30 protein-coding genes are annotated in these 25,019 nt (G+C 59.5%); 8 read left to right on the forward strand and 22 right to left on the reverse strand.

Features of this window, described 5'->3' with window-relative positions; translation table 11 throughout:
* Positions 1–15: 15 nt before the first annotated feature.
* The 6 genes from nusB to nrdR form a co-directional block, all read right to left on the reverse strand.
* Complete coding sequence (gene nusB / locus QCL65_RS22500) at positions 16–513, reverse strand: transcription antitermination factor NusB (protein WP_407312756.1); 498 nt, start codon at positions 511–513, stop codon at positions 16–18.
* Positions 510–986, reverse strand: a complete 477-nt coding sequence (gene ribE / locus QCL65_RS22505; RefSeq protein WP_407312758.1) for a 6,7-dimethyl-8-ribityllumazine synthase — start codon at positions 984–986, stop codon at positions 510–512. The genes nusB and ribE overlap by 4 nt, the downstream gene beginning before the upstream one ends.
* A gap of 113 nt (positions 987–1,099) precedes the next feature.
* Positions 1,100–2,191 (reverse strand): bifunctional 3,4-dihydroxy-2-butanone-4-phosphate synthase/GTP cyclohydrolase II, encoded by a 1,092-nt coding sequence (ribBA, locus tag QCL65_RS22510; RefSeq protein WP_407312760.1) that lies wholly within the window; start codon positions 2,189–2,191, stop codon positions 1,100–1,102.
* A gap of 18 nt (positions 2,192–2,209) precedes the next feature.
* Positions 2,210–2,875, reverse strand: a complete 666-nt coding sequence (locus tag QCL65_RS22515) for a riboflavin synthase (protein ID WP_407312762.1) — start codon at positions 2,873–2,875, stop codon at positions 2,210–2,212.
* Positions 2,876–2,919: 44 nt separating this feature from the next.
* On the reverse strand, positions 2,920–4,056 hold the full coding sequence (gene ribD / locus QCL65_RS22520; RefSeq protein WP_407312764.1) for a bifunctional diaminohydroxyphosphoribosylaminopyrimidine deaminase/5-amino-6-(5-phosphoribosylamino)uracil reductase RibD: 1,137 nt from the start codon (positions 4,054–4,056) through the stop codon (positions 2,920–2,922).
* A 2-nt stretch (positions 4,057–4,058) separates the two neighbouring features.
* Positions 4,059–4,523 carry a transcriptional regulator NrdR gene (gene nrdR / locus QCL65_RS22525; RefSeq protein ID WP_407312766.1) on the reverse strand — a complete coding sequence of 155 codons (465 nt, stop codon included), beginning with the start codon at positions 4,521–4,523 and terminating at the stop codon, positions 4,059–4,061.
* Positions 4,524–4,630: 107 nt separating this feature from the next.
* On the opposite strand from nrdR, the gene QCL65_RS22530 reads away from it, so the two are divergent.
* Complete coding sequence (locus QCL65_RS22530) at positions 4,631–5,086, forward strand: YbaY family lipoprotein (RefSeq protein WP_407312768.1); 456 nt, start codon at positions 4,631–4,633, stop codon at positions 5,084–5,086.
* Between the two features lie 78 nt (positions 5,087–5,164).
* The gene (trxA, locus tag QCL65_RS22535) at positions 5,165–6,037 is read left to right on the forward strand and encodes a thioredoxin (protein ID WP_407312770.1); all 873 of its coding nucleotides are present in this window, start codon (positions 5,165–5,167) and stop codon (positions 6,035–6,037) included.
* Between the two features lie 2 nt (positions 6,038–6,039).
* Here the strand turns inward: trxA and QCL65_RS22540 are convergent, their stop codons facing one another.
* A complete protein-coding gene (locus QCL65_RS22540; protein WP_407312772.1) occupies positions 6,040–6,375 on the reverse strand; it encodes a hypothetical protein in 336 nt (111 codons plus the stop codon).
* 152 nt (positions 6,376–6,527) lie between these two features.
* On the opposite strand from QCL65_RS22540, the gene QCL65_RS22545 reads away from it, so the two are divergent.
* The 5 genes from QCL65_RS22545 to QCL65_RS22565 all read left to right on the forward strand — a co-directional run bounded on the left by QCL65_RS22545 (position 6,528) and on the right by QCL65_RS22565 (position 10,428).
* Positions 6,528–7,142 carry a DUF2796 domain-containing protein gene (locus QCL65_RS22545; protein WP_407312774.1) on the forward strand — a complete coding sequence of 205 codons (615 nt, stop codon included), beginning with the start codon at positions 6,528–6,530 and terminating at the stop codon, positions 7,140–7,142.
* 3 nt (positions 7,143–7,145) lie between these two features.
* A complete protein-coding gene (locus QCL65_RS22550; protein ID WP_407312776.1) occupies positions 7,146–7,865 on the forward strand; it encodes an ABC transporter ATP-binding protein in 720 nt (239 codons plus the stop codon).
* Entirely contained in the window at positions 7,865–9,130 is a 1,266-nt protein-coding gene (locus QCL65_RS22555; RefSeq protein ID WP_407312778.1) for an ABC transporter permease, read from the forward strand. Before QCL65_RS22550 ends, QCL65_RS22555 begins: the two co-directional genes overlap by 1 nt.
* Before the next feature lie 10 nt (positions 9,131–9,140).
* Positions 9,141–9,656, forward strand: coding sequence for a DUF3299 domain-containing protein (locus QCL65_RS22560; protein WP_407312780.1), 516 nt, complete (start codon positions 9,141–9,143; stop codon positions 9,654–9,656).
* Positions 9,657–9,750: 94 nt separating this feature from the next.
* Positions 9,751–10,428: an OmpW/AlkL family protein gene (locus QCL65_RS22565; protein WP_407312782.1), complete on the forward strand. Its 678-nt coding sequence runs from the start codon at positions 9,751–9,753 to the stop codon at positions 10,426–10,428.
* A 103-nt stretch (positions 10,429–10,531) separates the two neighbouring features.
* On the opposite strand, the gene QCL65_RS22570 is transcribed toward QCL65_RS22565, so the two are convergent.
* From QCL65_RS22570 to QCL65_RS22585, 4 genes are all read right to left on the reverse strand, one after another.
* Positions 10,532–11,458 (reverse strand): NAD-dependent epimerase/dehydratase family protein, encoded by a 927-nt coding sequence (locus QCL65_RS22570; protein WP_407312784.1) that lies wholly within the window; start codon positions 11,456–11,458, stop codon positions 10,532–10,534.
* A complete protein-coding gene (locus tag QCL65_RS22575; protein WP_407312786.1) occupies positions 11,451–12,335 on the reverse strand; it encodes a sugar nucleotide-binding protein in 885 nt (294 codons plus the stop codon). The genes QCL65_RS22570 and QCL65_RS22575 overlap by 8 nt, the downstream gene beginning before the upstream one ends.
* A 327-nt stretch (positions 12,336–12,662) precedes the next feature.
* The gene (locus QCL65_RS22580) at positions 12,663–13,190 is read right to left on the reverse strand and encodes a single-stranded DNA-binding protein (RefSeq protein ID WP_407312788.1); all 528 of its coding nucleotides are present in this window, start codon (positions 13,188–13,190) and stop codon (positions 12,663–12,665) included.
* 9 nt (positions 13,191–13,199) lie between these two features.
* On the reverse strand, positions 13,200–14,594 hold the full coding sequence (locus QCL65_RS22585) for an MFS transporter (protein WP_407312790.1): 1,395 nt from the start codon (positions 14,592–14,594) through the stop codon (positions 13,200–13,202).
* A 171-nt stretch (positions 14,595–14,765) separates the two neighbouring features.
* On the opposite strand from QCL65_RS22585, the gene uvrA reads away from it, so the two are divergent.
* Positions 14,766–17,600: an excinuclease ABC subunit UvrA gene (uvrA, locus tag QCL65_RS22590; RefSeq protein ID WP_407312792.1), complete on the forward strand. Its 2,835-nt coding sequence runs from the start codon at positions 14,766–14,768 to the stop codon at positions 17,598–17,600.
* Positions 17,601–17,674: 74 nt separating this feature from the next.
* Here uvrA and bfr read toward each other — a convergent pair whose 3' ends face one another.
* The 11 genes from bfr to rpmD all read right to left on the reverse strand — a co-directional run bounded on the left by bfr (position 17,675) and on the right by rpmD (position 25,018).
* On the reverse strand, positions 17,675–18,139 hold the full coding sequence (gene bfr / locus QCL65_RS22595; RefSeq protein ID WP_407312794.1) for a bacterioferritin: 465 nt from the start codon (positions 18,137–18,139) through the stop codon (positions 17,675–17,677).
* A gap of 155 nt (positions 18,140–18,294) precedes the next feature.
* Positions 18,295–19,743, reverse strand: coding sequence for a catalase (locus QCL65_RS22600; protein WP_407312796.1), 1,449 nt, complete (start codon positions 19,741–19,743; stop codon positions 18,295–18,297).
* A gap of 184 nt (positions 19,744–19,927) precedes the next feature.
* On the reverse strand, positions 19,928–20,314 hold the full coding sequence (rplQ, locus tag QCL65_RS22605) for a 50S ribosomal protein L17 (protein ID WP_407312798.1): 387 nt from the start codon (positions 20,312–20,314) through the stop codon (positions 19,928–19,930).
* 42 nt (positions 20,315–20,356) lie between these two features.
* Positions 20,357–21,358, reverse strand: coding sequence for a DNA-directed RNA polymerase subunit alpha (locus QCL65_RS22610; protein WP_003176403.1), 1,002 nt, complete (start codon positions 21,356–21,358; stop codon positions 20,357–20,359).
* 22 nt (positions 21,359–21,380) lie between these two features.
* On the reverse strand, positions 21,381–22,001 hold the full coding sequence (gene rpsD / locus QCL65_RS22615) for a 30S ribosomal protein S4 (RefSeq protein ID WP_407312801.1): 621 nt from the start codon (positions 21,999–22,001) through the stop codon (positions 21,381–21,383).
* Positions 22,002–22,018: 17 nt separating this feature from the next.
* Complete coding sequence (gene rpsK / locus QCL65_RS22620; protein ID WP_002555466.1) at positions 22,019–22,408, reverse strand: 30S ribosomal protein S11; 390 nt, start codon at positions 22,406–22,408, stop codon at positions 22,019–22,021.
* Between the two features lie 30 nt (positions 22,409–22,438).
* Positions 22,439–22,795 (reverse strand): 30S ribosomal protein S13, encoded by a 357-nt coding sequence (gene rpsM, locus QCL65_RS22625; protein WP_008374135.1) that lies wholly within the window; start codon positions 22,793–22,795, stop codon positions 22,439–22,441.
* A gap of 131 nt (positions 22,796–22,926) precedes the next feature.
* Positions 22,927–23,043, reverse strand: coding sequence for a 50S ribosomal protein L36 (rpmJ, locus tag QCL65_RS22630; protein ID WP_002555468.1), 117 nt, complete (start codon positions 23,041–23,043; stop codon positions 22,927–22,929).
* A 28-nt stretch (positions 23,044–23,071) separates the two neighbouring features.
* Positions 23,072–24,403, reverse strand: a complete 1,332-nt coding sequence (gene secY, locus QCL65_RS22635) for a preprotein translocase subunit SecY (protein WP_407312819.1) — start codon at positions 24,401–24,403, stop codon at positions 23,072–23,074.
* Positions 24,404–24,838 carry a 50S ribosomal protein L15 gene (gene rplO / locus QCL65_RS22640; protein WP_007924183.1) on the reverse strand — a complete coding sequence of 145 codons (435 nt, stop codon included), beginning with the start codon at positions 24,836–24,838 and terminating at the stop codon, positions 24,404–24,406.
* Positions 24,839–24,841: 3 nt separating this feature from the next.
* Positions 24,842–25,018, reverse strand: coding sequence for a 50S ribosomal protein L30 (rpmD, locus tag QCL65_RS22645; protein WP_003176408.1), 177 nt, complete (start codon positions 25,016–25,018; stop codon positions 24,842–24,844).
* Between the last annotated feature and the right edge of the window lies 1 nt (position 25,019).

Raw genomic sequence — 25,019 nt, forward strand, 5'->3', positions numbered from 1 at the left:
CGGCTTGGCGCTCGATCAGCGCTTGTAGGCCTTCACTTCCGCCGACCGCAAGCTAGGCGCCAGCTTGTCGAGCACACCATTGACGAATTTATGACCATCGGTGGAACCATACACCTTGGCCAACTCGATGCCTTCGTTGATCACCACACGATAGGGCACATCGACGCGCTTGAGCAGTTCGAAGGTCGACAGGCGCAGGACAGCCAATTCCACTGGGTCGAGTTCTTCCAGTGTTAGGTCCATGCAGGGCTTGAGCGCGGCGTCGATCTCGGCCTTGTTGGCCGGTACGCCGTGCAACAACTCTTTGAAATAGGCGCCATCGACGTCGCTGAAGTCGTTGTCGACGCGAAACTGCGCTTCGACTTCATTCAGTGAATGGCCGGCCATATGCCATTGGTAAAGCGCCTGAGTCGCCAATTTGCGCGCTTCGCGGCGCTTGGCGCTTTTACCCTTTGCGGCCTGCGGGTCCTGGGGGTCGCGGGGGTTGAAGCGATCGCTCTCGTCGTTGATCACTTGGCCTCCAACTGCGACAGCAGGCTGACCATTTCCAGGGCCGACAGCGCCGCTTCAGCGCCTTTGTTGCCGGCCTTGGTGCCGGAGCGTTCGATAGCCTGCTCGATGGAATCGACCGTCAGCACGCCGAAGGCGACCGGCACACCGAACTCCATAGAGACTTGGGACAAGCCCTTGGTGCATTCACCGGCTACGTATTCGAAATGCGGCGTGCCGCCACGGATGACCGCCCCCAGGGCGATAATTGCGGCGAACTCGCTCATCTGCGCGACTTTTTGCGTCACCAGCGGGATTTCGAATGCGCCAGGGGCACGGATGATGGTGATGTCGTCTTCGCTCACGCCATGGCGGACCAAGGCATCGATGGCACCGCTTACCAGGCTTTCGACGACAAAGCTGTTGAAGCGGCCTACCACTAGGGCATAGCGACCTTTGGGGGCGACGAAGTTACCTTCGATGGTCTTCAGGGTCATTCGTGTGAGTCTCATCTTAAAGAGCCAGGCCGCCCGAGAGCAGCCTTTGGGAATAATGAATCGCGAATAATGCCAGCGGATCGCCGCGTACGGCGACCCAAAAACACCGGTATTTATTCGGAGGGCACGTATTCTACAACTTCCAGATCGAATCCGGATATCGCATTGAACTTCATCGGCGAACTCATCAGGCGCATTTTGCGTACGCCCAGGTCGCGCAGGATCTGCGAGCCAGCGCCAACAATGCTGTAGGTGCTCGGCGTTTTCGGCGCTGTATGCTCAGCCGTTTCCCGAATATGCGCCAACAGCACGTCACCATCGAGGGGGTGCCCCAGTAGCAGCACCACCCCGCTACCGGCCTCGGACACCGCGCGCATCGCCGCGCGCAGGCTCCAGCGGCCAGGCTGCTTGATCATCAGTAAGTCGCGCAGCGGGTCCATGTTGTGTACCCGCACCAGGGTCGGCAGGTCACCGCGCACAGTCCCCAGGGTAAGGGCCATGTGTACGTCGCCCTCGACCGAGTCGCGGTAAGTCACCAGGTTGAACTGGCCCAGTTCGCTGTCCAACGGCTGTTCGGCGATCCGCTGAACGGTACGTTCGTGGATCATCCGGTAGTGGATCAAGTCGGCGATGGTGCCGATTTTGATGTCATGCTCAGCCGCGAAAGCTTCCAACTCGGCGCGCCGCGACATGGTGCCGTCGTCGTTCATCACTTCGCAAATCACCCCGCAGGGTTCGAAGCCGGCCATGCGCGCCAGGTCGCAGGCGGCCTCGGTGTGCCCGGCGCGCGCCAGGGTGCCGCCGGGCTGGCCCATCAGCGGAAAAATATGGCCCGGGCTGACGATGTCTTCGGCCCGAGCATCGCGGGCGGCAGCCGCCTGTACGGTACGCGCGCGGTCGGCGGCAGAAATGCCCGTGGTCACGCCCGTCGCCGCTTCGATCGACACGGTGAACTTGGTGCCGAAACCGGAACCGTTGCGTGGCGCCATCAGCGGCAGCTTGAGGGTTTCGCAGCGCTCGCGGGTCATTGGCATGCAGATCAGGCCGCGGGCGTAGCGCGCCATGAAATTGATGTGCTCGGACTGGCAGCACTCGGCGGCCATGATCAGGTCGCCCTCGTTTTCGCGGTCCTCGTCATCCATCAGGATGACCATCTTGCCCTGGCGAATGTCTTCCACCAGTTCTTCGATATTGTTGAGCGCCACGCGGCACCCTCCTTGAAATCAGGATTTAAGGTAGCCGTTCTCGGCCAGGAAACTTTCGCTGATGCCGCCCTTGGCCATCGACTCAGCGGCCTTGTCGCCCAATAACAGGCGCTCCAGGTAGCGCGCCAGCAGGTCGACCTCAAGGTTGACGGCACGGCCGACCTGATAGTCGGCCATGATGGTCTCGCTCAAGGTGTGCGGGATAATGGTCAGTTCAAACTCGGCGCCATCGACCAGGTTGACTGTCAGGCTGGTGCCATCGACGGTAATCGAGCCCTTGTGGGCGATGTATTTGGCGAGTTCTTTGGGGGCGCGAATGCGGAACTGCACGGCGCGAGCGTTTTCTTCACGGCCGACGACTTCGCCCACCCCATCAACGTGGCCGCTGACCAGGTGGCCGCCCAGGCGAGTGGTGGGGGTCAGGGCTTTTTCCAGGTTGACCCGGCTGCCCGTTTTGAGCTGGTGGAAGGCCGTGCAGTCAAGGGTCTCGCGGCTGACGTCGGCGTAAAAGCCGTTGCCTGGCAGCTCAACGGCGGTCAAGCAAACGCCATTGACGGCGATGCTGTCGCCCAGCTTGACGTCGCTGAGGTCCAGTTTGCCCGTGTCGACCTGCACCCGAACGTCGCCACCCTTGGGGGTCAGCGCACGGATGCTGCCGATGGATTCGATGATGCCGGTGAACATGGGGCCTCCTAGAGGTGCAACTTGCGCCAGGCGCAAACAATGAATTATACGCGCTGAGCGGGCGCAGGTATTGCGATGACGCGCCAATCATCGCCCACCGCGCGCATTTCGATGATTTTCAGCGCGGCCGCGTCGGCCATGTGCGCCAGCGGCCAGTCCAGCAGGGGCCGAGCGGTCGAGCCCATGAACTTGGCCGCGATAAACAGCTGGTACTCATCCACCAGGCCTTGCTGGGCAAAGGCGCCAGCCAGCCGCGGACCGGCTTCGACAAGCAATTCGTTGACGCCGCGCTCGCCCAGCTCGCGCAGTAGGCGCGGCAGGTCGACCTGGCCGCTGCCGCTGGGCAGTTCGAGCAACTGATGGCCCTGCCCCTCATAAGCGGACCGCTGTGCGCCAGCCGTGCAGCACACCGCCAAGGCCGGGCCCGCTTGAAAAAACGGGGCATCCAAGGGCACTCGCAAGCGCCCGTCGACCAGCACACGCAGCGGCTGGATACGGCTGGCCAACTCGGCGGCATCGGGCGCAAGGCCTAGTTCGCTGGGGCGGACCGTCATGCGCGCGCCGTCGGCGAGCACGCTGTCGGCTCCGGTCAGCACAGCGCTGGAACGGGCCCGCAAACGCTGAACGGCCGAGCGCGCCGCCGGCCCGGTGATCCACTGGCTTTCGCCACCGGCCATGGCGGTGCGGCCGTCCAGGCTCATGGCCAGCTTGACCCGCACGTACGGCAGGCCCTGCTCCATACGCTTGATAAAACCGACATTCAACGCCCGCGCCGCGCTTTCCAGCACACCGCACTGCACCTCAATACCGGCGGCTTGCAAACCTTGCAAACCACGGCCTGCCACCTGGGGGTTGGGGTCTTGCATGGCGGCGACGACCCGGGCGACCCCAGCGTTTAGCAACGCTTCGGCGCAGGGCGGCGTGCGCCCGTAGTGGCTGCAGGGTTCGAGCGTGACGTAGGCGGTAGCACCGCGTGCGCGCTCACCGGCCTGGCGCAAGGCGTGCACTTCAGCATGGGGGCCGCCAGCCTGGATATGCCAGCCCTCGCCGACGACCTCGCCTGACTTGACGATGACACACCCCACTCGCGGGTTAGGGTGGGTGGAGTACAAGCCCTTGCGGGCTAATTCCAGGGCGCGGCTCATGTAGTGGGCATCGAGTACCGCTTGCTCGCCAGCCATGTTCACTCCTTGGCCGGTTCGCGCGCCAGGCGGTCGATTTCGACGCGAAATTCGTCCAGGTCCTGGAAGCGGCGATACACCGAGGCGAAACGGATATAGGCGACTTCGTCGAGGTTCTGCAATTCGCCCATGACCAGCTCTCCGACCACCAGCGACTTGACTTCACGCTCGCCCGTGGCCCGTAGCTTGTGCTTGATACGCACCAGCGCCGCTTCCAGGCGCTCGATGCTGACCGGGCGTTTTTCCAGCGCCCGCTGCATGCCGGCGCGCAGTTTTTCTTCGTCGAAGGGTTGGCGGCTGCCGTCCTGTTTGATCAGGCGCGGCAATACCAGTTCGGCGGTTTCGAAGGTGGTGAAACGCTCACCACAGGCCAGACATTCGCGACGGCGACGGACTTGCTCGCCCTCGGCGACCAGTCGCGAGTCGATGACCTTGGTGTCGTTGGCACCGCAGAAGGGACAGTGCATGGTGGCAGGCAACAAAAAATGGGAGGGCCATGGTAGCGCATCCGGCTGGCAAGACAAGACAAAGGGATTACGGTATATAGACGATCTTTATCTTTCGAGTATGCCCCATGCTGTTGCGTCGCCTCGTTTTGCTCAGCCTCGTCAGCCTGCTCGCCGCGTGCAGCAGCGAAGCCACCAAGCCGCCCGCCGCTACCCCAGCCGTTGCGGTGAAGCCGGTGGCCAAGGCGCCTCAGGGCCCCGGCCCGCTGCCGGCCCACCAGCGTGAGCTGAGCGGCACCCTCCAGGGGGTGCCCGCCGGCGCCGAAGTGGAAATGGCATTATTGGTGATCGATGCCAACGGCCGCCCGCAAAAACTGCTGGCGAGCAACAAACTGACCGGTACTGGCCAGCCATTGGCGTTCCAGCTGCGCTTCAACCCTGAGGCATTTCCCGTGGGCGCACGGGTAGAGATGCGCGCACGGGCGAGCCAGTCCGGGCAATTGATTCAGCACTTGCCCGCCGTGCTGATCCAGCAGCCCACCACCCAGGCCCTGGGTGCCCTGGAAATGAACAAGGCCCCCTGATCAGCCGGCGCGGTGCCCTTTCAGGGGACTGCGCCACGCTTTATAGTCGACCTAATTTACGTTTGATCGGAAATCGTCATGAGCCAAGCCTCGCCTTATGTATTCGACGCCACTGTTGCCGACTTCGACCTGCGGGTCATCCAGGGCTCGTTTGTGCAACCGGTCCTGGTGGATTTCTGGGCCGAGTGGTGCGCCCCCTGCAAGGCGATGATGCCTGTACTACAGAAGCTTGCCGAGGAGTATCAGGGCAATCTGCTGCTGGCCAAGGTCAATTGCGACATCGAGCAGGAGGTGGTGACACGCTTTGGCATTCGAAGCCTGCCCACCGTGGTGCTGTTCAAAGACGGCCAACCGGTGGACGGTTTTGCCGGCGCCCAGCCCGAATCGCAGATCCGCACGTTCCTTGAACCCCATGTGCAAGTGCCCGCGCCTGCTGCCGTCGACCCGCTGGAGTTGGCCCAAACGATGTACCACGAGGGCTATTACGCCGAAGCCGAAGCCACCCTGCAAACGTTGCTGAGCAGCGACAACAGCAATGCGGGCGCGCTGATTCTTTACGCCCGCTGCCTGGCAGAGCGCGGCGAGTTGGGCGAAGCACAGACGATTCTGGATGCGGTTCAGGGCGACGAACACAAAACCGCCCTGGCAGGCGCCAAGGCTCAACTGACCTTTCTCGGCCAAGCCGCCAGCCTGCCTGATGCGGCCGTGTTGAAAGCGCGCCTGGCGCAGGACCCTACAGACGACGAAGCCAGTTACCAGCTCAGCATCCAGCAACTGGCCCGCCAGCAATACGAAGCGGCCCTCGAGGGTTTGCTGAAACTGTTCATGCGCAACCGCAACTATAGCGAAGGTTTGCCCCACAAGACGCTACTGCAGGTGTTCGACCTGCTGGGCAACGACCATCCATTGGTCACCGCCTACCGGCGCAAACTGTTCGCCGCGCTGTACTGACCCTACCCCAGCCAGCAATAGAGCGGCGCATCGGCACCGCTTTGCACCCTCACCTGCGGGTTATGGCGCAGGCGCACCAACAAGCGCTTGCCCGCTGCGGTGCTGCCTGCCAGGCCCTCAAGCTGGGCCAGCAGCGCCGGCCCCTCAATCTGCCCAGCGGCTTGCAAGACGCTCAGGGCCGCCTGCCACAAAGCGTCGTTTGCCCCAGACGGCTTAGCCTGAGCTTCGGCCGCGGGCTGTACCTGCAGCTGCGCACCTAATTGAGCCCAATCGCCGGCTTCCATTTCGACAGTCAGGTCCACCGGCAGCTCGCCAATGGTTCCGCGAATTCGCAACATGTGTATGACCCTCATCGACAGGCCGCTGTTGTATCAGCTGCGGGGCGGCATCGTCAAAACACGGCTTGGATGAAATCTACCGGAGAAGTAGTGAACCCAATGAAAAATTGTTATAACATTTCAATTATTCAGCCCCCGCTCAGGACCTCTCTATGCGCCGCCTTATGTTCGCCCTGCCCTTTGCCCTCCTCCCCCTGGTCGCTGCCCAAGCCCATGAGCAAGGTCATGACCACGAACACGGTAGCCTCGGCGCTCATGAACATGGGGTTGCCCGCGTGAACGCGGCGCTTGACCAGCAGACCCTTGAGCTGGAATTGCAAAGCCCGGCCATGAACCTGGTGGGTTTTGAGCACGCGGCGACCAGTGACGCCGATAAGGCCAAGGCGGCGGCGGTCCATAAGCAGTTGGAACAGCCCCAAGCCCTGTTCAACTTGCCAGCGGCTGCCGGCTGCAAATTGACGGACGTCGACCTGGACAGCCCTCTGTTTGGCGACAAACCTGACGCCGATGACCACGATCATGACCACGATCATGACGACGAAGACGGCGACGATCACGCCCAAGGCGAAGCTCACCATCATGAGCATAGCGAAATCCACGCTCAATACAGCTTCACTTGCAGCAACCCAACAGCGCTCAAGCAAGTGGACCTGAGCCCTACGTTCAAACACTTCCCGGCGACCCAGAAAATCCAGGTGCAGCTGATTTCCCCTAGCGGTCAGAAGGGCATGGACGCTACCCAAAGCAATAGCCAGCTGGCGTTCTGACCAATGGCCGCTGCGTTGATCGAACTGGCCGGCCTGGGCTTTGCCTGGCCCGGCCAGCCTGAGTTGCTGGACATCCCGGCGTTCCAACTACAAGCCGGAGAAACGCTGTTCCTCAAAGGCCCCAGCGGCAGCGGCAAGACCACCTTGCTGGGCTTGCTCGGCGGCGTGCAAAAACCGCTGCGCGGCAGTGTACGCGTACTTGGCCAGGAACTGACCGAGTTGAGTTTCGCAGCCCGTGACCGCTTTCGAGTCGAACACACCGGGTACATCTTTCAGCAATTCAACCTGCTGCCGTTCCTCTCGGTACGGGAAAACGTCGAACTGCCCTGCCGTTTTTCGAAACGGCGGGCGGAACGTGCCTGCCAACGGCACGGCAGCGTCAGCGAAGCGGCCAGGCAGTTACTGAACCACTTGGGGCTGACTGACCCGGCACTGTTGTCGCGCCGCGCCGAGCGACTTTCCATCGGCCAGCAACAGCGGGTCGCCGCCGCCAGGGCATTGATTGGCCAACCCGAGTTGGTGATCGCCGACGAGCCAACCTCTGCCTTGGACGCGGACTCACGGGAAGCTTTTATTCGGCTGTTGTTCGCAGAGTGTCGCGCGGCCGGCGCCAGCCTCTTGTTTGTCAGCCATGATCAGAGCCTGGCAGCGCTGTTCGACCGCAGCCTGTCGCTCGGCGACCTCAACCGCGCGGCCCCTGCACCTGCCCTTGAGGTGTCTTGATGTATCTGTTGCGTCTGGCCTTGGCCAGTTTGGCCAATCGCCGTTTCACCGCCTTCCTTACGGCTTTTTCCATCGCCCTGTCGGTCTGCTTGTTGCTGACGGTGGAGCGTGTGCGCACCGAGGCACGCGCCAGCTTTGCCAGCACCATCAGCGGTACCGATCTGATCGTGGGCGCCCGCTCAGGCTCGATCAACCTGCTGCTTTACTCGGTATTTCGCATCGGCAACGCCACCAATAACATCCGCTGGGACAGCTACGAGCATTACGCCAAGGCCCCGCAGGTGAAATGGGCGATTCCGATTTCCCTGGGTGACTCGCACCGGGGTTATCGGGTCATGGGTACTAACCAGAGTTACTTCGAGCATTACCAATACGGGCGCAAGCAGAACCTGCAACTGGCCGTAGGCCGTGCCTTTGCCAGCGACCCCTTCGAGGTGGTGCTGGGCGCGGAGGTCGCGGACAGCCTGCACTATAAACTTGGCGATAAACTGGTGCTGGCCCACGGCGTAGCGGCGGTCAGCCTGGTCAAGCATGACGACAAGCCCTTCACCGTGGTGGGTATCTTGCAGCGTACGGGAACGCCCGTGGATCGCACCCTGCACATCAGCCTTGGCGGGATGGAAGCGATCCATATCGACTGGCAGAACGGCGTGCCAGCCCGCGGCGCCGGGCGGGTCAGTGCCGATCAAGCGCGCAACATGGACCTGACCCCCACCGCGATCACCGCCTTCATGCTGGGCCTGAACAACAAGATCTCGACCTTCAGCCTGCAACGCGATATCAACGAGTTCCGCGGTGAACCGCTGCTGGCCATTCTCCCTGGGGTGGCGCTACAGGAACTGTGGAGCATGATGGGCACGGCCGAGCAGGCGTTGTTCATCATCTCGTTGTTCGTGGTGCTGACCGGGTTGATCGGCATGCTGACCGCGATCCTCACCAGCCTCAATGAGCGACGTCGGGAGATGGCCATCCTGCGCTCGGTGGGGGCCCGGCCTTGGCACATCGCCGGGTTATTGATCCTGGAAGCGTTCGCCCTGGCGTTGGCGGGAGTGCTGGCCGGGTTGGGCCTTCTGTACATCGGTATTGCTGCCACTCAGGGCTATATACAGGCAAACTACGGGCTGTTTCTGCCCCTGGCGCTGCCGAGCGCCTATGAATGGTCGCTGTTGGCGGTGATCCTCCTGGCGGCGCTGGCCATGGGTACCGTCCCCGCCTGGCGCGCCTATCGGCAGTCGCTGGCCGACGGTTTGTCGATCAATGTATGAGGTAAGCCCCATGTTTCGAGCGTTGCTGGCGCTGCTGATGTTCGTCAACTTATCCGCAGCCGCCGAGCCCCTGCGCGAACTGACATGGGAAGCGCTGATCCCGCCGGACGCGCCCAAACTCGCGCCGCAAATGGCCCCCATGCACGACCTGTCAAAAATGGGCACTGCCCTGGCCGAGGCGGGGCCCGCCGCCGCCCAGCAAGCGCCCCATGCCCCCGTGGTGAAGAGCCTGGACCAGCAGCAGGTGCGCCTGCCCGGGTACATCGTGCCCCTGGAAGTGAACGAGCAGGGCCGCACAGTGGAGTTCCTGCTGGTGCCCTATTACGGCGCGTGCATCCATGTACCGCCACCGCCCTCGAACCAGATCGTGCACGTCACCAGCGAATTGGGGGTGAAGGTGGAAGAGCTGTACCAGCCCTATTGGATCGAAGGGCCGATGCAGGTGAAGCCGATCAGCAGCGAACTGGCCGAAGCCGGCTACCAGATGAGTGCAGAAAAAATCTATGTTTACGAATTGCCTGATTGACTCAAACGGCTTTCATTGAGCTGAGTCAACAGCAATGACAGGCTGCCTCCTTACCATTGGCGCAATCTTTTCGACTTAGCCCAATGGAGCCCCAATGAACAAGCCTCTGCTCAGTGCGTCGCTGATTGCCCTGGCCCTCGCCAGCCCTCTGGCCCAGGCCTATCAGGCCGGTGACTTCATCATCCGCGCTGGCGCCGCCACCACTGCGCCTAATGAGCGCAGCGGCGAATTGAAGATCGACGGGGCGAAAGTGGCTGGCACCAAGGCCACTCTGGACAGTGACACGCAATTGGGTTTGGCCTTTGCTTACATGCTGACCCCACACATCGGTGTCGAACTGCTGGCAGCGACCCCGTTCCAGCACACGGTGGGCGTGAAAGGTGCAGGCCTGGACGGCAAATTGGCCGACATCAAGCAACTGCCACCGACCTTGTCCCTGCAGTACTACCCCCTGGATAGCAGCTCGCGCTTCCAGCCCTACGCCGGGGTGGGCGTGAACTACACGCTGTTTTATGACGAAGACTTGAGCAGTGCCCGTAAAGCCCAGGGCTTCAGCAACCTGGACCTGAAAAACTCGGTGGGTCTGGCGGGGCAATTGGGTTTCGACTACCTGCTGACCGATCACGTCTTGCTCAACGCAGCGGTCTGGTATGTCGACATCGACACCCAAGCGACGGTCGACGGGCCTACCGCGCTGGGGGTTAGCCGGACCAAGGTGAATGTCGAGGTTGACCCGTGGGTGTACATGGTTGGGGTGGGTTACAAATTCTGAAACCGGTGGTGGGCATTGAAGAGATCGGGGGCGAGCCCCCTCCTACGAACAGCGAATATGCCGCCAACCGTAGGAGGGGGCTCGCCCCCGAGCTGTTAACAGGCTAACCCAACAACCGCGCCAGCCCAACTTCCAACGGCGTCGGCTCACCCCGCTCGAAACGCTCCAGCAAGCGCCGGTCGCTGGCTCGGGAGTGGCGGATGTCACCCGCTCGGGCAGGCCCGTAACTAACGGCGGGTAGCTCACCCAGTACCACCTTCAGCGCCGCCAGCAACTGGTTCAGCGTCACCACGTCATTCAAACCCACGTTCACCGCCCCTGCTTCGACCTGGGATTTTTCCAGGGCCTGCAACAGCAGGCGGACCAGATCACCGACGTAGTAAAAGTCCCGTGTCTGTTCGCCATCGCCGAACACAGTGATGGGCAGCCCTTGCCGGGCGCGCTCGGTAAAGATACTGATCACGCCCGAATAGGGCGAAGAAGGGTCTTGGCGGGGGCCATAAATGTTGAAAAAGCGAAAAATGGCCGGCTCCAGGCCATGCTCGCGTTGGTAAAACTCCAGGTAATACTCACTGGCCAGTTTGTCCGAAGCATAGGGGGTCAGCGGCGCCTTGGGAGTGGCCTCGTCGATTGCCTCGCCCTGGCCATTATTGCCGTACACCGCTGCGCTAGATGCAAATAGCACGCGGCGCACGCCTGCCTGGCGCATGGCCTCGCAGACATTCAAGGTGCCGACGAAATTGCTTTGGTGAGTTTTGACCGGGTCATCCACTGAGGCCTGCACTGAGGCCACGGCGGCCAAATGCACCACTGCCTTGCAGCCGGTGACCGCTTGGCGAACCAAAGCGGCGTCGGCGACATCGCCTTCGATGCATTCAAGCCTCGGGTTGCTCAGCGCCAGGTTGCTGCGCTTGCCGGTAGAGAAATTATCCAGCACCCGCACGCTATGGCCCAGTGCCAATAACGCATCCACCAGGTGCGAACCGATAAATCCGGCACCGCCGGTGATCAGGATAGGGGCATCAGCCATGACGGTAATAGCGGTCCAATAGGCTCGGCAAACCCGCACGCCAGGCACGCGGTTTGATACCGAAAGTGTGGAGGATTTTTTTGCAAGCCAGCACCGCATGTTGTGGCTCGTCGGCCGCGTCAGGCCGAGCGGCGTGGGCTTGGGCCGTCGGTACTGTGACAGCAAGCGCATGTCGCGTGGCGGCTTCGGTGAGCACTGCCTGGCCCAACGCTAGTGGCGTAGTCGCCTCATTGCCAGCGTAGTGGTAGGTACCCCACAGAGGAGCATCGCAATCGAGCTGCTTGAGCACCGAGATGATGACCCGGGCCGCGTCGTCTACCGGCGTCGGGTTACCTCGGCGGTCATCGGCCAGTAACAGTTCCTGTGGCAGGCCCGCGCTGGTCAGGAAGCGGCCCAAGATACCGTCGACGCTGTCGTCGAGCAGCCAGCCGAAACGCAACAACACATGCTGAGGGCAAAACGCACGCACGCTTTGTTCGATGCGCCACAACGCCTGTCCACGCAGGCCGAGTGGGACGGGTTCATCTTTTTCGCTGTAAGCCGTGGCGCGCGAGCCGTCGAACACCCGGTAACTGGAGGGCTGTACCAGGGTAATCGAATGATGCTGGCACAATTCGGCGAGACGCTCGACCGAGCGCTCCTGGAGGGTCAGGCGTGACTCGCTGACGCTTTCGGCCTGGAACCAATCGAAATAGTAAGCCAGGTTCACCAGCGCATCGGGCCGGGTGTCATCGAGCAATTGGGTGAGGCTCGCCACGTCCCAGCCGGTCTCCGGTGGGCGTGGGGCAAGGAAGCCAATGTCTTCCTCTGCCCCAAGGCGAATCAGCGCTTGCCCAAGGGCATTGCCGCCGCCCAATAGCATAAGGCGCATTCGCATAGAGTCAGTAGGTCCAGTCTGGTTGAAACCGCCAATCAACGGTCGACAGCACATCAGTGCATGGCAGGGTGGTGCGTAGGACGACAACCACCACTCAAGAGCCGGATATTATTGCATTTTGCGCATTTATGCTGCGCTCATCGCCGAGAAACTCGGTAACCGTCCGTGACCGGCCGCTGCATTGTCGCGTAAAGGCCATGGCGCTAAGGGAGCCCGTGTGAGCCTAGTAAAAAAGCGTCAAGCCACTTTTGACGGCCCTAAAACGCTGAAACCCTCGCAATGCGGGGGTCTCAGGGCTAAACCTTACAAAATAGTCTCAGGTAAGTCCTAGAACGGAATATCGTCATCAAAGCTATCGAAATCCTGCGCTGGCTGCGGTGCGGCCTGTTGTGGCGCTGGGCGTGACTCGCGTTGCTGCGGCGCCGGGGACGACTGTTGTGGGCGCGGAGCCTGCTGGCGTGGCGCGGACTGCTGGTAGTTGTTGCCACCCGACTGTTGGTCGCCTTGTTGCGGACGGCCGCCGAGCAGTTGCATGGTGCCCTGCATGTCGACGACGATTTCCGTGGTATAGCGCTTGATGCCGTCTTTTTCCCATTCGCGGGTCTGCAGTTTGCCTTCGATGTAAACTTGCGAACCCTTGCGCAGGTACTCGCCGGCGATTTCTGCGACCTTGCCGAACATCGACACGCGGTGCCACTCGGTGCGCTCGACCTTCTGCCCGCTCTGCTTGTCGGTCCACTGTTCGCTGGTGGCCAGGCTCAGGTTGGTGACGGCGTTACCGTTAGGCAAGTAACGCACTTCAGGGTCCTGACCACAGGTACCGACCAATATGACTTTGTTAACCCCACGGGCCATAACATTCTCCTAGGCTTCGCAGGCCGCTGGCGCCTGATTGATCAGGTGCTCGAGGGACGTGCGATCCAAAATTTCAGTATCCAATTTGATGTAGATGGCCGCTTCCTCTGCCACCACCACTGCGTCTGTGACCCCCGGGACGGCCTTCAGGCGCTCACTCAAGCCGGCCTCGGCCATGGCCTGGGGTGACAGCGGCAGGCGCAGGCTCGTCACATACGGGGGTTCGCGCATAGTAACAGCAATGGCCAACCATAGCCCGCAGAGAGCTGCGCAGCCGAGGAAAACCACGTTCAAGCCACCATGCTGAAACAACCACCCGCCAAGGATGCCGCCCATCGCCGCGCCCAGGAATTGGCTGGTGGAATACACCCCCATCGCCGTGCCTTTGCCGCCCGCAGGTGAGACCTTGCTGATCAAGGAGGGCAACGAGGCTTCGAGCAGGTTGAAGGCGATAAAGAACACTACCGTCCCTGTGACCAGCTCGCGCAAGGTGTTGCCAAACTCCCAGAAAAACAACTCGGTCAGCATCAGCGTGGCCACCGCGCCGAGTAAGACGCGCTTCATCTTGCGCTTCTTTTCACCATAAATGATGAAGGGAATCATCCCGACAAAAGAAATCAGCAAAGCGGTGAGGTAAACCCACCAATGCTGCTCTTTAGGCAGGCCCGCACGTTCGACCAATGCCAAGGGCAATGCGACGAAGCTGGCCATCAGAATGGCGTGCAGGACGAAAATGCCGAAGTCCAGCCGCAACAGGTCGGGGTGACGCAGCGTGGCGCCCATAGCCTGGCGAGCGACGCCCGACTCACGGTGTTGCAGGGTGACTGTTGAAGTCGGCACCCAAAATGCCACAAGTACTATCCCCAGCAGCGCCAACCCCGCCGTGGCCAAAAACAGCCCGGACAAGCCGAACGCGCTGGTCAGCAGAGGCCCGACCACCATCGCTACGGCAAATGACAGGCCGATGCTCATGCCAATCATGGCCATGGCCTTGGTGCGGTGTTGCTCGCGGGTGAGGTCCGACAGCAGGGCCATGACCGCCGCTGAGATGGCCCCTGCCCCTTGTAGGATACGCCCGGCGATCACGCCCCAAATGGAATCCGCCTGAGCCGCCAGAATGCTACCCAGGGCAAAAATGACCAACCCTGCGTAGATGACCGGCCGGCGGCCGATACGGTCCGAGATCACCCCGAAAGGGATCTGCAGTACCGCCTGGGTCAGGCCGTAGGCGCCAATAGCCAAGCCGATCAGCGCCGGGGTAGCGCCGGCCAGGTCCATGCCATAGGTGGCCAGGACCGGAAGCACCATGAACATGCCAAGCATGCGGAACGCAAAGACCAGTGCAAGCCCGCTGGCAGCGCGGGTTTCGCTACCGCTCATGCGTTCGCTGGGGGAAGTGTGCATGGATAAACCTCGTGTGAACCGGCGGCGATTCTACCAGTCCCATCGATTAACGGCACATAGGGTGACGCTATGACGCGTCACCAACCTGCATAAGTGCAGAGTCGCGGCCATGAGCCGTATACTCTCATGTCTAAAGCGCCAGGTACCCCTGGCCTTCGAAGCGAGGCCGCATTGGACAAGATTCTGATTCGTGGGGCTCGAACCCACAACCTGAAAAATATCGACCTGACCCTACCCCGAGACAAGTTGATCGTGATCACCGGTCTGTCGGGGTCGGGCAAATCCTCTCTGGCGTTCGATACGTTGTATGCCGAGGGCCAGCGGCGCTACGTTGAGTCATTGTCCGCCTATGCCCGGCAGTTTCTATCGATGATGGAAAAGCCGGACGTCGACACCATCGAGGGCTTGTCGCCAGCGATTTCCATCGAACAGAAATCGACCTCGCACAACCCGCGTTCGACCGTCGGCACCATTACAGAAATCTATGATTACCTGCGCCTGCTATACGCTCGCGTGGGTACCCCGCGCTGCCCGGACCACGATATTCCGCTAGAGGCCCAGACAGTCAGCCAGATGGTCGACCTGGTACTGGCACAACCGGAAGGCAGCAAGTTGATGTTGCTGGCCCCGGTCATCCGCGAGCGCAAGGGCGAGCACCTGTCGATTTTCGAAGAGCTGCGTGCTCAAGGTTTCGTGCGCGCTCGTATCAACGGCAAGCTGCACGAGATGGACGAACTGCCCAAGCTCGATAAACAAAAGAAGCACACCATCGAGGTGGTGGTCGACCGTTTCAAGGTGCGCGACGACTTGCAGCAGCGTTTGGCCGAGTCATTCGAAACCGCCCTGAAGCTGGCTGATGGCATCGCCTTGGTTGCCTCGATGGACGATGCCAAAGCCGAAGAGATGATCTTCTCTGCGCGCTTCGCGTGCCCGGTCTGCGGCCACGCAATCAGCGAACTGGAGCCTAAGCTGTTCTCGTTCAACAACCCTGCCGGTGCCTGCCCAACCTGTGACGGCCTGGGGGTGAAGCAGTTCTTCGACATCAAGCGCCTGGTCAATGGCGAAATGACCCTGGCCGAAGGGGCCATTCGCGGCTGGGACCGGCGTAATGTTTACTACTTCCAGATGCTCGGTTCTTTGGCCAGCCATTACGGCTTTAGCCTGGAGGTGCCTTTCAAAGACCTCCCCGCCGAGCAGCAAAAGGTCATTCTGACCGGCAGCGGCAGCCACAGCGTCGACTTCCGCTACCTGAACGACCGTGGCGACATCGTCAAACGCTCTCACCCCTTCGAGGGCATCGTGCCCAACCTGGAGCGGCGCTACCGTGAGACCGAGTCCACCACCGTGCGCGAGGAACTGGCGAAGTTTCTCAGCACCCAACCTTGCCCCGACTGCCGCGGTACACGCCTGCGCCGCGAAGCCCGCCACGTATGGGTAGGCGAGAAAACCCTGCCTGCCGTTACCGGCCTGCCCATTGGCGATGCCACCGAGTACTTCGGCAGCTTGAGCCTGACCGGCCGCAAAGGCGAAATTGCCGACAAGATTCTCAAGGAAATCCGTGAGCGTCTGCAGTTCTTGGTGAACGTGGGGCTGGATTATCTGACCCTCGACCGCAGCGCTGACACCCTGTCAGGTGGCGAGGCGCAACGTATCCGCCTGGCGAGCCAGATCGGTGCGGGCTTGGTGGGGGTGATGTACATCCTCGATGAGCCCTCCATTGGCCTGCACCAGCGCGATAACGACCGCCTGCTGGGCACGCTGAACCATTTGCGTGACATCGGTAACACCGTCATCGTGGTCGAGCACGACGAAGACGCGATCCGGATGGCTGACTACGTGGTCGACATTGGCCCTGGCGCCGGTGTGCACGGTGGCCACATCGTCGCCGAAGGGACGCCCCAGGAGGTCATGGACCACCCGGACTCGCTGACCGGCAAATACCTGTCTGGCCGGGTCAAGATCGCCGTACCCGCGCAGCGTACGCCACGCAACAAAAAGCAGGTACTGACCCTCAAGGGCGCGCGCGGCAACAACTTGCGTAACGTCGACCTAGAGATTCCGCTGGGCTTATTGACCTGTGTAACCGGTGTGTCCGGCTCGGGCAAGTCGACGCTGATCAACAATACCCTTTACCCCCTGAGCGCGACGGCGCTCAATGGCGCCACGACCCTCGAAGCGGCCACCCACGACAGTATCAATGGCCTGCAGCACCTGGATAAAGTCGTCGACATTGACCAAAGCCCTATCGGTCGTACGCCGCGCTCTAACCCTGCCACCTACACTGGGCTGTTTACCCCAATACGCGAGCTATTCGCCGGGGTCCCTGAGTCGCGCTCGCGTGGTTATGGCCCAGGCCGTTTCTCGTTCAACGTTAAGGGTGGGCGATGCGAAGCCTGCCAGGGTGACGGCTTGATCAAGGTTGAAATGCACTTTCTGCCGGACATCTACGTACCTTGCGACGTGTGTAAGAGCAAACGCTATAACCGCGAAACCCTTGAGATCAAATACAAGGGCAAGAGCATTCATGAAGTGCTGGAAATGACTATCGAAGAAGCTCGCGAATTCTTCGACGCGGTGCCCGCTCTCGCGCGCAAGCTGCAAACGCTAATGGACGTTGGTTTGTCGTACATCAAGTTGGGGCAATCGGCGACTACGCTGTCAGGCGGCGAAGCCCAACGGGTGAAGTTGTCTCGGGAGCTCTCCAAGCGCGACACCGGTAAAACCTTGTACATCCTCGATGAGCCAACGACCGGCCTGCATTTTGCCGATATTCAACAACTGCTCGACGTGCTGCATCGTCTGCGTGACCACGGCAATACGGTAGTGGTGATCGAGCACAACTTGGACGTCATTAAGACAGCGGACTGGATTGTCGACCTGGGGCCGGAGGGCGGTTCGAAGGGTGGGCAAATCATCGGGTTCGGTACACCGGAACAGCTCGCCGAAATGGAGCAGTCCTATACCGGGCATTATCTAAAGCCACTGTTAGTGCGCGACAAAGCCTAAAAAAGATCGGGGCCAAGGCCCCTCGCTACTGTCGTGTAGCGAGGGGCCTTGGCCCCGATCTTCTAAAAGACGAATCAGAACTGCGATTGCAGGTAATTTTCCAACCCCATCAGTTTGATCAAGCCCAACTGCTTCTCGAGCCAGTAGGTGTGATCTTCTTCAGTGTCGGCCAACTGCACACGCAAGATCTCGCGGCTCACGAAGTCGCCGTGCTGCTCGCACAACTCGATACCCTTGCACAAGGCGGCGCGAACTTTGTATTCCAGGCGCAGGTCACTTTCCAGCATCTCGGGAACAGTGGTCCCGACGTCCAAGTCGTCGGGGCGCATACGCGGCTTGCCTTCCAGCATCAAAATCCGGCGCATCAGCGCATCAGCGTGTTGCGCCTCTTCTTCCATCTCATGGTTGATACGCTCGAACAGCTTTGCGAAGCCCCAGTCCTCGTACATCCGCGAGTGGATGAAGTATTGATCACGCGCGGCGAGCTCGCCCACCAGCAGCGTGTTGAGGTATTCGATTACGTCTGGGTGACCTTGCATCGCCCGTATCTCCCTACTTGAAAGTGGGTAGTTTGAACCAAGCACGCCGGTACGTCACGGGGTAACGCGCAAAAAAACCCTCAAAAGAGGGTAAAATTCGCTGATCGGAAGCGAAAAACCGCCCAAATGAGGGCGGTTCTGTTTATCACTTCGCTTTACCCAAGTTCAACACCTAAAGCACGGGCAATACCTTCGCCGTAAGCGGGGTCGGCTTGGTAGAAATACTGCAGCTGCCGCTGGACCACGTCCGCGCTTACACCCGCCATGGCTCCCGCGATATTACTGATCAGCAGCGCTTGCTGGTCTGCACTCATCAGGCGGAATAGCGCACCGGCGTGGCTGTAGTAATCGCTGTCCTCGCGATGATCGTGGCGATCAGCCGTCCCATTAAGGGCAAGCGCCGGCTCCGCGTACCGCGCTGCCTGCTTGGGCGCATCGCTATAGCTGTTGGGCTCATAGTTCGGCGCTGCACCACCGTTGCTGCCGAACGCCATGGAGCCATCACGCTGGTATGAGTGCACCGGGCTGTGCGGCGCATTGACTGGCAACTGCTGGTGATTGGTACCTACGCGGTAGCGGTGCGCATCGGCGTAGGCGAACACCCGGCCTTGCAGCATGCGATCCGGCGACAGACCTACACCTGGCACCATATTGCTGGGCCCGAATGTCGCCTGCTCAACCTCTGCGAAGTAATTCATCGGGTTGCGGTTCAGCTCAAGGATACCCACCTCTATCAAGGGGAATTCTTTTTGCGACCAAGTCTTGGTCACATCAAAGGGGTTCTCATAGTGGGCAGCGGCTTGCGCCTCGCTCATGATCTGAATGCACACGCGCCACTTGGGGTAGTCGCCTCGCTCGATGGCCTCGAACAGGTCGCGCTGGGCGTAATCCGGATCTGTACCGGCAAGCCGCGCTGCCTCAGCGGGTGCAAGATTCTTAATGCCCTGTAGGGTCTTATAGTGCCACTTAACCCAGTGCCTCTCCCCCTGAGCGTTGATCAAGCTGTAGGTGTGGCTACCGAAACCGTGCATGAACCGATAGCCATCAGGAATGCCCCGGTCTGAGAACAGGATCGTGACTTGGTGCAGGGATTCAGGTGAGTGCGACCAGAAGTCCCACATCATCTGCGCGCTTTTCAGGTTGCTCTGGGGCAAGCGTTTTTGCGTGTGGATAAAGTCTGGGAATTTGAGGGGATCGCGGATAAAGAACACTGGGGTATTGTTGCCGACGATGTCCCAGTTGCCTTCCTCGGTATAGAACTTCAGGGCGAAACCACGGGGATCGCGCTCAGTGTCAGCCGAACCACGCTCGCCGCCCACCGTGGAGAAGCGCAGAAACGTAGGCGTTTGCTTATCGACGCTTTCAAACAGCTTGGCGCTGGTGTACTGAGTGATGTCCCGGGTTACCGTGAAGGTGCCATACGCACCCGAGCCTTTTGCATGCACACGACGCTCCGGGATGTTTTCCCGGTTGAAGTGCGCCAGCTTCTCGATCAGGTGAAAGTCATCGAGTAACAGCGGCCCCCTAGGGCCCGCAGAGCGCGAGTTCTGGTTATCCGCAACGGGCGCACCACTGGCAGTGGTCAGGGTTTTGGTGTGGCTCATGCTGTGTCCTCTATCAGGCTGTTCTATGTGCCGGGCTGATCGGCTTGAGCGGATTATGGTTCACCCCCAAAGCTGGCTGCCAATGGGCAAATAATTAGAGCCTGATAGTTTTTGCCTAACGATTTTGCTTCACCCATAAAAAAACCGAGCACTAGGCTCGGTTTTTTTAATCAGACTGTTCGTCTTATTCGGCAGTTTCTACAACACCACCAACAGGACGATCAACCAGCTCGACATACGCCATAGGTGCGTTATCGCCAGCGCGGAAACCGCACTTGAGGATACGCAGGTAGCCGCCCTGACGGGTGGCGTAGCGCTTGCCCAGATCGTTGAACAGCTTACCGACGATTTCTTTCGAACGCGTACGGTCGAAAGCCAAACGACGGTTGGAAACGCTGTCAATCTTGGCCAGGGTGATCAGCGGCTCGGCAACGCGGCGCAGTTCCTTGGCTTTTGGCAGAGTAGTTTTGATCAGCTCGTGCTCGAACAGCGACACCGCCATGTTCTGAAACATGGCCTTGCGGTGAGAGCTAGTACGGCTCAGGTGACGTCCACTTTTACGATGACGCATGGTTCATTCCTTACCAAACACTACGTTCGGTGATTACGACGATCAGGCAGTCGCCTTGTCGTCCTTCTTAAGACTTGCAGGCGGCCAGTTGTCGAGGCGCATGCCAAGGGACAGACCACGCGAGGCCAGAACATCCTTGATTTCAGTCAAGGATTTCTTGCCCAGGTTCGGAGTCTTCAACAGTTCTACTTCGGTGCGCTGAATCAGGTCACCAATGTAGTAAATGTTCTCCGCCTTCAGGCAGTTGGCCGAACGCACGGTCAGTTCCAGATCGTCAACCGGACGAAGCAGGATCGGATCGATCTCGTCTTCCTGTTCGATGACAACGGGTTCGCTATCGCCTTTGAGGTCGACGAACGCAGCCAACTGCTGTTGCAGGATGGTTGCGGCACGACGGATAGCCTCTTCAGGGTCCAGTGTACCGTTGGTTTCCAGATCAATAACCAACTTGTCCAGGTTAGTACGCTGCTCCACACGGGCGTTTTCCACCACGTATGCAATGCGGCGCACTGGGCTGAACGAAGAGTCAAGCTGCAAGCGACCGATGCTGCGGCTTTCGTCTTCATCGCTCTGACGCGAATCGGCTGGTTCATAACCACGACCACGAGCTACGGTGAGCTTCATGTTCAAGGCGCCGTTAGACGCCAGGTTAGCGATTACGTGATCGGGGTTAACGATCTCGACATCATGATCCAGCTGAATATCGGCAGCGGTAACCACCCCCGAACCCTTCTTCGACAAGGTCAGCGTAACTTCGTCACGACCGTGCAGCTTGATAGCCAGACCTTTAAGGTTCAACAGGATTTCAATGACATCTTCCTGTACACCTTCGATGGCGCTGTACTCGTGGAGTACACCGTCAATCTCGGCCTCGACTACTGCACAGCCGGGCATTGAGGACAACAGGATGCGTCGCAGCGCGTTGCCCAGGGTATGGCCAAAACCACGCTCGAGTGGCTCGAGTGTAATTTTAGCGCGGGTTGGACTGACGACTTGCACATCAATATGGCGAGGCGTCAGGAACTCATTTACCGAAATCTGCATGGATGCACCTATTTTCTAGCCCTTACTTGGAGTAGAGCTCGACAATCAGGCTTTCGTTGATGTCGGCGGAGAGATCACTGCGAGCAGGAACGTTCTTGAAAACGCCCGACTTTTTCTCAGTGTCTACATCTACCCACTCAACACGGCCACGCTGAGCGCACAGTTCAAGGGCTTGAACGATACGCAGCTGATTCTTCGATTTCTCGCGAACCGCGACCACGTCACCCGGACGAACCTGGTAAGACGGGACGTTTACAGTTTTGCCGTTGATGCTGATCGCTTTGTGCGAAACCAGCTGACGGGATTCGGCACGGGTAGCGCCAAAGCCCATACGGTAAACAACGTTGTCCAGACGGCATTCGAGCAGCTGCAACAGGTTCTCACCGGTAGCGCCTTTCTTGCCGGCAGCTTCCTTGTAGTAACCGCTGAACTGACGCTCAAGAACGCCGTAGATACGACGGACCTTCTGCTTTTCACGCAGCTGAGTACCGTAGTCGGACTGGCGACCACGACGCTGGCCGTGGATACCTGGGGCTGCTTCGAGATTGCACTTCGATTCCAGGGCGCGAACGCCGCTTTTCAGGAACAGGTCAGTGCCTTCACGACGAGCCAGTTTGCATTTTGGACCAATGTAACGAGCCATTATCTATCGTCTCCTGATTACACGCGGCGCTTCTTCGGCGGACGGCACCCGTTATGCGGGATAGGCGTCACGTCGGTGATGCTGGCGATCTTATAGCCACAGCCGTTCAAAGCACGGACAGCGGACTCACGACCTGGACCTGGACCTTTGACGTTAACGTCGAGGTTTTTCAGGCCATATTCCAGCGCAGCTTGACCAGCACGTTCGGCGGCTACTTGAGCAGCGAACGGGGTGGACTTGCGAGAACCGCGGAAACCCGAGCCGCCGGAAGTAGCCCAGGACAGGGCGTTACCTTGGCGATCGGTAATGGTCACGATGGTGTTGTTGAAAGACGCGTGGATGTGGGCGATGCCATCAACCACTGTCTTTTTCACTTTTTTACGAGGACGAGCAGCAGGTTTTGCCATGACTAAATTCCTGTCGATTCGCTGGTGCGATTACTTGCGGATCGGCTTACGCGGACCTTTACGGGTACGCGCGTTGGTCTTGGTACGCTGACCGCGTACTGGAAGACCACGACGATGACGAAGACCGCGGTAGCAGCCCAGATCCATCAAGCGCTTGATTTTCATGTTGATTTCGCGACGCAGGTCACCTTCAGTGGTGAACTTTGCCACTTCGCCACGCAGCTGTTCAATCTGCTCGTCGCTCAGATCCTTGATCTTTGCGGCTGGGTTGACCCCAGTGTCTGCACAAATTTTCTGTGCAGTAGTGCGACCAACACCATAGATGTAGGTCAGCGAGATAACAGTGTGCTTGTTATCTGGAATGTTAACGCCTGCAATACGGGCCATTCAGTGGGACTCCAATTGACAGCTACCTACGCCCCGGAAGCCAAGAAATGGGGCGCAAGATAATATCGCTGTAATAACAAATAATCAACCCAGCAGCGCACTAGCTGCTGGGCTTGAAGCACGGACCACAATCAGCCTTGGCGCTGCTTGTGACGTGGCTCCGCGCTGCAAATTACTCGCACGACACCTTCACGGCGAATAATCTTGCAGTTGCGGCACAGCTTTTTCACCGATGCACGAACTTTCATGACCAACTCCTCGAACCTTATGGGACTCTCAGCGCAGCAGACTGCTGCCACCGTAGCCCTTCAGGTTGGCTTTCTTCATCAGGGATTCGTACTGGTGCGAAACGAGGTGCGATTGTACTTGGGACATGAAGTCCATCACAACCACCACCACGATCAGCAACGAGGTCCCGCCAAGGTAGAACGGAACGTTGGCCGCCACCACCAGGAACTGGGGCAAGAGGCACACGCACGTCATGTATAAGGCACCGAACATGGTCAAACGAGTCAGAACGCCATCAATGTAGCGCGCCGACTGCTCACCTGGACGGATACCCGGAATAAAGGCACCGGACTTCTTCAGGTTTTCCGCTACGTCTTTCGGATTGAACATCAACGCCGTATAGAAGAAGCAGAAGAAAATAATCCCTGCACTAAACAGCAGAATATTCAACGGCTGACCAGGAGCGATCGACTGCGAGATGTCCTGCAACCAGCCCATACCTTCAGACTGACCGAACCAGGCACCTAGCGAAGCCGGGAACAGCAAAATGCTGCTCGCGAAAATGGCAGGAATAACGCCTGCCATGTTCACTTTCAAAGGCAGGTGGCTCGTCTGCGCTGCGAAGACCTTGCGGCCTTGCTGACGCTTAGCGTAGTGAACGGCAATACGCCGTTGACCGCGCTCGATGAACACCACGAAACCGATGATCGCCACTGCCAGCAAACCGATTGCAACCAAAGCGAAAATGTTTATATCACCTTGCCGAGCAGACTCGAAAGACTGCCCTATCGCTCTCGGCAGACCGGCGACGATACCCGAAAAAATCAACATCGAGATACCGTTACCGACACCGCGCTCGGTGATCTGCTCACCCAACCACATCATGAACATTGCACCGGCCACAAACGTGGTCACCGCAACGAAATGGAAGCTGAAGTCAGCAGAGAACGCTACGCCCTGCCCTGCCAAGCCAATGGACATGCCAATAGCTTGAACCAGGGCGAGGACAACGGTGCCATAGCGGGTGTACTGGCTAATCTTGCGACGACCAGCTTCCCCTTCCTTCTTCAACTGCTCCAGCGTTGGGCTGACGGCGGTCATCAGTTGCATGATGATCGATGCCGAAATGTACGGCATGATCCCCAATGCAAAGATGCTCATCCGTTCCAGCGCACCGCCGGAAAACATGTTGAACAAGCTAAGAATGGTCCCCTCATTCTGTCGAAACAGGTCCGCCAGCCGATCGGGGTTGATACCAGGAACTGGGATATGCGCGCCGATCCTGTAGACGATAATCGCCAGAAACAGGAACCGCAGACGAGCCCAGAGCTCGGACAACCCGCCTTTGCTGAGCGCTGAGAGAGCACCTTGCTTAGCCATTTATTCCTCGAACTTGCCGCCAGCTGCTTCGATAGCCGCACGCGCACCTTTGGTGGCGGCGATACCCTTGATGGTGACCGCGCGAGTAACTTCGCCCGACAGCATGATTTTCACACGCTGTACGTTCTGGTTAATCACGTTGGCATCTTTCAAGGACTGCACAGTGACGATGTCGCCTTCCACTTTGGCCAACTCGGACAGACGCACTTCGGCGCGATCCATGGCTTTCAAGGAAACGAAACCGAACTTCGGCAGACGACGATGCAACGGCTGTTGACCGCCTTCAAAGCCCGGAGCGATAGTGCCACCGGAGCGGGAGGTTTGACCTTTGTGGCCGCGGCCACCAGTCTTACCCAAACCGCTACCGATACCACGGCCCGGACGATGCTTTTCACGACGGGAACCCGGCGCTGGACTCAGATCATTGAGTTTCATCGATTAACCCTCGACTCGCAGCATGTAGTAAGCCTTGTTGATCATCCCGCGATTCTCGGGAGTATCCTGGACTTCTACAGTGTGACCGATGCGACGCAGACCCAAACCCTTCACGCACAGTTTGTGGTTAGGGATGCGGCCGGTCATGCTTTTGATCAGCGTAACTTTGACGGTAGCCATG

This window comes from Pseudomonas sp. nanlin1, from assembly GCF_045571515.1.
Lineage (GTDB): Bacteria > Pseudomonadota > Gammaproteobacteria > Pseudomonadales > Pseudomonadaceae > Aquipseudomonas.